This is a genomic window from Pseudomonas sp. ANT_H4, assembly GCF_008369295.1.
Classification (GTDB): Bacteria; Pseudomonadota; Gammaproteobacteria; order Pseudomonadales; family Pseudomonadaceae; genus Aquipseudomonas.
The window spans coordinates 1-6,428 of the sequence record NZ_VOBG01000053.1 but is presented as its reverse complement, the minus strand read 5'-3'; the positions used below and the strand labels follow the sequence as shown (position 1 = coordinate 6,428).

The 6,428-nt window shown below is 54.1% G+C and carries 7 protein-coding genes and 1 pseudogene; 7 read left to right on the top strand and 1 reads right to left on the bottom strand.

The features are described 5' to 3' along the window. Window positions 1-58 precede the first annotated feature (58 nt). From FQ182_RS29295 to FQ182_RS29265, 7 genes are all read left to right on the top strand, one after another. Window positions 59-1,501: a site-specific integrase gene (locus FQ182_RS29295; RefSeq protein ID WP_149415308.1), complete on the top strand. Its 1,443-nt coding sequence runs from the start codon at window positions 59-61 to the stop codon at window positions 1,499-1,501. A gap of 53 nt (window positions 1,502-1,554) precedes the next feature. Continuing rightward, window positions 1,555-1,935 (top strand): hypothetical protein, encoded by a 381-nt coding sequence (locus tag FQ182_RS29290; protein WP_149415307.1) that lies wholly within the window; start codon window positions 1,555-1,557, stop codon window positions 1,933-1,935. An 834-nt stretch (window positions 1,936-2,769) separates the two neighbouring features. Further along, the gene (locus FQ182_RS29285) at window positions 2,770-3,534 is read left to right on the top strand and encodes a KilA-N domain-containing protein (RefSeq protein WP_149415306.1); all 765 of its coding nucleotides are present in this window, start codon (window positions 2,770-2,772) and stop codon (window positions 3,532-3,534) included. Next, complete coding sequence (locus FQ182_RS29280) at window positions 3,531-3,821, top strand: hypothetical protein (protein ID WP_149415305.1); 291 nt, start codon at window positions 3,531-3,533, stop codon at window positions 3,819-3,821. Before FQ182_RS29285 ends, FQ182_RS29280 begins: the two co-directional genes overlap by 4 nt. 198 nt (window positions 3,822-4,019) lie before the next feature. Beyond that, entirely contained in the window at window positions 4,020-4,436 is a 417-nt protein-coding gene (locus FQ182_RS29275; RefSeq protein WP_149415304.1) for a hypothetical protein, read from the top strand. A gap of 102 nt (window positions 4,437-4,538) precedes the next feature. Beyond that, the gene (locus tag FQ182_RS29270) at window positions 4,539-5,594 is read left to right on the top strand and encodes a hypothetical protein (RefSeq protein WP_149415303.1); all 1,056 of its coding nucleotides are present in this window, start codon (window positions 4,539-4,541) and stop codon (window positions 5,592-5,594) included. A 129-nt stretch (window positions 5,595-5,723) separates the two neighbouring features. Further along, entirely contained in the window at window positions 5,724-5,948 is a 225-nt protein-coding gene (locus tag FQ182_RS29265) for a hypothetical protein (protein ID WP_149415302.1), read from the top strand. Window positions 5,949-6,247: 299 nt separating this feature from the next. Here the strand turns inward: FQ182_RS29265 and FQ182_RS29260 are convergent. Next, window positions 6,248-6,428 (bottom strand): annotated as a pseudogene (locus FQ182_RS29260) (L-aspartate oxidase); the annotation flags it as partial.

The following is a 6,428-nucleotide window of genomic DNA, read 5'->3' as shown; positions in this document are numbered from 1 at the left end:
GTTGCTGTAGAACTCGACCTTATGAGGCTAAACCCAATGGATACAGGGGTTTCAGCCGATGAACGTCAACCACCGCTCCCAAACTGGGACAAACCTGTTACAAACTGCGCTCGCCAAGCCGTACCACTATCGCCGGTCTGGTCGCTATTACCTTCGCCTTCGCCCTCAAGGAACCGTTAAGGGCTTCTTCACGCTGTCACTCAGGACTACCGACAAGGCCACCGCAATGACCATCTCCGACGACATCCTCTCGACTCTGAAGGCCTACCACTTGGACAACCCAGAAGCGTCATGGGGCGACCTCCGTGAGCGCCTGATTGAATTCGCTGAGTACAACTTGACGATGGCACACGGTGACAGCTCACTGGTCGCTTACGAGATGATCAACGATGAGCATCACTTGGCGTTGCGTAAGGCGTCCGCCATGCTGCCCCTGAGCGTCAACCAGCAACGGGCAGTGAGTAAGGCGCTTGAGATCCTTGAGGCCTCTCAGGAGCGTATGCGGGGACGGTCAGGGAAGCTGGTCGAGATCGTTAAGGACCTCAATGGTGAACCTTGTGGCACGTCTGTAGCTCTATCCCTGTCCTCATCTGTAAACGCCGCAGCACCTCTGACGTTCGAGCATCTCTCAGGGCTATATATGGTGGAGCAAAAGGACAACGTACAGGCCAGCACTATGCAAGACGTTAAATCGTCTTGTGCTGCTATCAGCGCTGCTCTGGGAGACCTCGATCTTAAAGGGCACACTCGGGCTGACATGGTGGCGCTCAAAGCAAAGCTCCTTGAGGACCGCAAAGGTTCCACTGTGAACAAGCTACTGACCCGGTTATCAACTGTTATGGATTGGGCTGTGAATAATGGCTACCTCACCAAGGGCTTCGATAAGGGGCTGAAGCTATCCAAGGATGCTGACAGCTCCCGTGAGGCGTTCTCTCAGGATCAGGTAAAGGCCCTCATGGCTCACGCTAATTCACTACCAGTGGACGCATGGCAGCGCTGGGCGTTGTCCCTTGGGGTCATCACTGGGACCCGTATTGAGGAACTCAGGCAGTTGACCAAGGCTGACGTTAAACAGGTCGGCAGCATATGGGTCATCGACATCAACAGGAACGATGGCAAGACAGCCAAGACCAAGAATGCTCTCCGTGTTGTGCCGCTGACTGATGGCGCTTATGGTTTCGATCTTCAGGCGTTCCTTGAGTTCGTCAGAAAGGCTGACTCACGGCTGTTCACACTGGGAGCCGGTCAGTTCTCGAACGTGCTCAATGGGGCCCTTAGGGATGTCCTGACGTTGAACGCTGATCGGACCCAGACCTTCCATTCGTTGCGTCACTCGCTGGCCGGTGCCCTGAAGGCCTGTGAGATCCCTGTGGGGACCGCCCAGTCGATCTTGGGTCACTCATCAGGCTCGATCAGTTACGACCTTTATGGAGCTGGAAGCGCTGTTGAGGTGGGACGTATGGCTGTGGCTCTGGTTACGGCGTTGGGCGTGGCACAGTGATAGCATGATGCTGGCTTTCTGTTCTGATCATATATTCAATTAAGGAGCTTTAGATGCGTCTTCACCTCGGCGGTTTTGTGATGTTATGTGGCCTCGTCTCGGGTTGTGGGAGCCATTCTTCAAATCTACAGGTAGGCAACGAACAGTCTTATGCAAGCCTGAAAGATCAGCGAGAGGCAGTTCGTACAATTAAGGAATACAAGTCACTGCCTGTAGGTGCGCAAATGGTGAGTGACGTTTCTGCGGGTCGGTGTCATCGAAGTTTTGTTGAAGAGGCGCCCAGTGAGGCTGCTGTATTGATTGACTTGAAAGTAGCCGCTTTCGCCCAAGGCGCAGATGGTATTACTGATGTGAGCATATCCAAGGAGTCAGGTTTGAATCGGAACTGCTGGTATGTTCTTGGCGGTACGGCTAAGGCGTTCACTCTCCAATAACGTGCTGGTAAACACTGCCGAGTCTAAAGGTCAAGCACCCAGTCTAAGCAGCTCATCAGGACCATTTCGTACAGCGCTAAGTAATCGGTGAGGTCTGTAGCTGTGTGGCATGAGTCGGCCAAAGCCTGCACGTTCGCCGAAGATTTAAAAACCCTCACTATTACCGGGACACACCACACCAACGTGGCTTTCCTTTCAAGATGCCGTAAGGTCACCCTCAAAGGTGGCCCTCTGCGGGCAAGGCGTGAACGTCCAGTGACCAACGCTACCTCTCTCAGGTAGCCCAATATCCAAGACACCACGACCACCAAGCGCAACCCTAACGGGATCTGCGGGACCAGCATCAGGTCCACTGTAGCGATTCTGTCTGCTCACTTCGTGTGAGTAGACCCTTGATAGGTTTGGGCCTCCTATCTCTGATCGCACAGTATAAAGGGGCCTTTTAACTTAAAAACCTCTTAGATCTTAAAGAGTAACTTATAGTTATTGTTCTTTATAGATTAAACTAATAAGAATTAATACTTAAGGTGTCTTAAGGAGTAACTATAAGAATCTCTTTAACTGGGTCTCTATCATCCGGTACGGACTGCCCGACTTCTAAAGGATTCTTCAGGGGTCGTCAAGGTCTGATTAAAAACCCTCAGTATTACCGGGACAGCTCAGTTTATCTAAAATAAATTTCAGTAGCTGTTCCTACCTCTAAGCCCGTCGCTGGGCCAACCATCAATCCAGTCTTTCTGATAGCGCTCTTCATGCCACGCCGGTTCCCTTGTCTGGGGCTGGATGATCGGCTGTGGGTGCGACCTGAAGAACGCTACCAAAAGGAAACAGACTATGAACGTGACCAACAACAATACCGATCTGCTACCCATCGTGATTGAGGGGAAAATCTTCAAGCCAAATGAAGCTGGAATGTGGAGTCTTAATGCGATCCATCAGACACTGGCACTTGACCCGGCAAAGATCGCCTCAAAGTGGAATAACGAGATCCGGACTGCACTGGACCAAAGACGAAATTTCGTCATTGAACGGGGCGGCGCCAATCCGGGCACGTGGGCCACAGAAGCCGGGACCATCGCCTACGCCATGTGGGTCTCGCCTGACTTTTATCTGATGGTCGTCTGCGCTTTCATCGCCATGCGTAACAGTGCCGTCCGTGAACTGCGCCATAAAGATGCCCTCTTGGACGCCAACATGCCCAAGGCTTCGACCCTTGACATGAAAGCCCGTGGTGCTGGTCTCACATGGACCGAATCATGCCGGGTCGCTGGCATTCAGCAGCCTCGTCTGGCGCTTGAGTTCCTTGCTAAGGGTCCTATGTTCTTCCACGTCTGTGATGACTTCGGTGGCCGTACTGGTCAGATTCAGCCAAAGCAGCAAGGGTTCACCTCGGGAGCATTTGTGAAGGTTTCATCTAACTTCGGCAACCGTGAAGGCTGGCGAGTCAAACCTCGTGGCCTTGATTGGCTGCGCGCACAAACTGAGATCATCAATGTCGGCGTAGCTGAAGCCAAGGCCGTTCAGGTTAAAGCCAAGAAAGCCGCTCAAGCCTCCCGTGTGGATCGCTGGGGTCGTGTGGCAAAGGCGGTGACCCAATGACCTTCGCCGACCAACTCAACGCATTCTTTGTGTCCCCAGCAAGTCGGACCAAACTGGTCACCCTGCGAGCCATCTGGCGTGATCGGTACGTCCGCGAACAGGTCACCTCCAGCAATCAGCATGGGGTGGACTGCGAGAAACTTATGGGGCACCTGAAGGCTATCAATCCGGCCTTGGTCGCACTCGTTGAGTCGATCACCACCACAACCAGCATGAGTCTTGACGCCGTTATGCGCGCCCCTATGCGCATTCCGCTGACCCGCCAACCGATCACCATCCCGCTTTAACTCGCACCGCCGTCCGCCATCGGCACCCTGATCACACCCGCCAAGCTACAGACCCGTGATCGCACCATCCCAAACCTAAACCCAGAAGATATTGATCATGACCTTGAGAGGCCCGTGCGGCTACTCCTTGCCATCTGGTCACGTTGCCTCTATGCGGCAAGGCCATGAATCAATGTCTCGATACAGGAGACACACCCCATGCAACTGAATATCCAAAACGTAACCCCTGAAACTGCTGAAGTACAAGGTCAGACCGTGACCCGTGCTTTTGCTGAAGGTGTGATGCTGTCCGGTCTGATTGCCGGTGCAGGCAAGAACGATGCAAAGCAGGGCGCCATTATCGAGCAGTACCTAAACGCTGGTCTCGATACTTCGGCTTTCCCTGAGGCGACCTCCAAGGTCCACAGGGCCCGTGCAGCCGCCGAGCGACATCATCAAGAACAGCTCGCAGAGGCGAAACGGCACACTGAGCGCTTTGCCTCCTACAGCACGCCAAGCGCCCTTGAGGTGGCCCGCCGTAAGGCTAAACGTGAGCTTCAAGAGCAACAGATGCGTGCCCGTGGTGCAGCCATTCGTGCAGCCAACGGCAACAGCACTTGGTCCTCTTGGGATTGAGCCCACACCGACCCGCTGACCCATACCTTCTTGCCTTTCGGGCGCTGGCACTTGCTGGCGTCTCGCTGACCTCATTCCGATAAATTTCAGGAGATACTTACCATGACTACTCGCAAACAGAACGCTTTCAAATCCACCGACCACCGTGAAGGCACTGACCGTTACAGCACCCCGACTGCCTACGAGACAGCCGTATGGGGCAATGGTGGCAGCCTTCAGTTCAACACTCTGGCTTCTACCTCGGCCTCCTTGAGCGATTCCAGTGTGGCCGCTGAGGGCATTACGGACACCCTTCAGGAATACTTCAATGGTGGCGAATGGTACGCAGATGCTATGGACGCTATCCCGTGTGAATTCCGCCCTAAGGGCACCGCTCCGACTCCTGTGCAGTTGGTCAACATGGTCAACCGTAACATCGAGTTCGACCCACGCCAGTCGATTTATGACACCTCGACAATCACCAAGGGCGAGGCAGTTGCCGGTGATGTGATTTTCACTGAGCCTACCGATACTGCTGCGTTCTTCTCGCACCGTATGACCTTGCTGGACGCCCACCTGATTGCAGGCTTCACGAGCAACTCTATTGGTCAAATGATGGACAAGGCCATGCAGGACTTCGAGAAGGCTTGCGGCTCCACCATCGTGGACATCCTCATTAAGTCCCCAAGCGTCGAAGCCAAGGAGGTCACTATCGCCAGCACCGGCCCCCGTGATCGCTCTGAGGATTGGATTGACCAACTGACCTTGAGCATCAACCACTCGGTTGGCAACTCCCTGAGTGACTTTGTGCTGCTCATGCACATGACCGAACAGGCGATCCTTGAGCGTGCTGCTCAGCGTGCAGGCTGCGACGGTATTGAGGACCTCTTGGGCTGCCGTACTCAGTTCTACTCGGGCAGCAACCGGGGCGTCTTCATGCTCCCTAAAGGATTCGCCTCGCTGTCGTTCCGTGAGGGCAATGACGGTGACGTGTGGTCGATCCTTGCTTCCCGTGATTCTGGCATCCAAGGCTGGAACATCGAGATCACTGGTGTAGCTGACGTAATGGCTCAGGCCAAGGTCAAGCTGAAGCTGGCAAACCCGGCGGACCCTACTGAGAAACTTCAGGTCGAGACCGTAGACTTCCCGTTGATCACCCGTGTAGTCGTCAAGCCGTAACACCCGCTGTAACCATGAGGTCCTTGATGGGCCTCGTGGGCGAGCTGTTGAGTTGGGTTTAAAGAAAACTACATTTGAAGTGTTGAGTTGCTATGCTCACGGATTGACCACGCCAAGGTAAGGCCAGCCATGAGTTTCACTCTGTGCTACACCTACAAGGACAAGCGAGTGGTCGCCAAAGTACGGGTTGATCATCTGACCCCATATGCAGCGGTTTGCTTTGCCCTGCTCCAGTCGGGAGCCACCAACGACTCAAGTGGTGGAGGCTGGCCTAAATCCTATGAGGGCATCCTTGAGATTGCCACTCAATACGGCCTCACAAACCTGACTTTTCATCGAACCCTCAGCTCTTAGTGCAAATGCATGGACACGCAAAGCGAGACCTAATTGGTCTGTGTGGGTGTTCGTGTGGCCTTCTTCTTATATACGGTCGCTTCAAGAACCCTTCATGAGAACCTGACAGAAATTTCTGAGTGACCACCTGTCATAGCTAACCTGCGCGTTTACCCCCGTAGGCCCTCGCACGCTCGCTCAGGCGCACGACAAGGACCCTTGCGGGCAGGCGATAAGGACCCCAGCGTTGGGACAAATGTGCGCCAAAGCTGTTACAAACCGGGGTCCTATGGTGCTACGCTAAGGTCTCCTAACGTGCCTCAAAAGGTCGGTGTAAGGATCGTATCCTTCGCCTCTGGCAGCATCTCTGGATAGTCCAGCGTGTAGTGCAGGCCCCGAGATTCCTTACGTTCCATGGCAGACCTGATCATCAGTTCCGCTACCTGGGCAAGGTTCCTCAGTTCAATCAGGTCTCTGCTTACTCGGTAGTTGCTGTAGAAC

Bases quoted from the DNA above. Each gene is read 5' to 3' on its own strand.
- FQ182_RS29295 (WP_149415308.1), top strand. From the start codon at position 59: ATGAACGTCAACCACCGCTCCCAAACTGGGACAAACCTGTTACAAACT.
- FQ182_RS29290 (WP_149415307.1), top strand. From the start codon at position 1,555: ATGCGTCTTCACCTCGGCGGTTTTGTGATGTTATGTGGCCTCGTCTCG.
- FQ182_RS29285 (WP_149415306.1), top strand. From the start codon at position 2,770: ATGAACGTGACCAACAACAATACCGATCTGCTACCCATCGTGATTGAG.
- FQ182_RS29280 (WP_149415305.1), top strand. From the start codon at position 3,531: ATGACCTTCGCCGACCAACTCAACGCATTCTTTGTGTCCCCAGCAAGT.
- FQ182_RS29275 (WP_149415304.1), top strand. From the start codon at position 4,020: ATGCAACTGAATATCCAAAACGTAACCCCTGAAACTGCTGAAGTACAA.
- FQ182_RS29270 (WP_149415303.1), top strand. From the start codon at position 4,539: ATGACTACTCGCAAACAGAACGCTTTCAAATCCACCGACCACCGTGAA.
- FQ182_RS29265 (WP_149415302.1), top strand. From the start codon at position 5,724: ATGAGTTTCACTCTGTGCTACACCTACAAGGACAAGCGAGTGGTCGCC.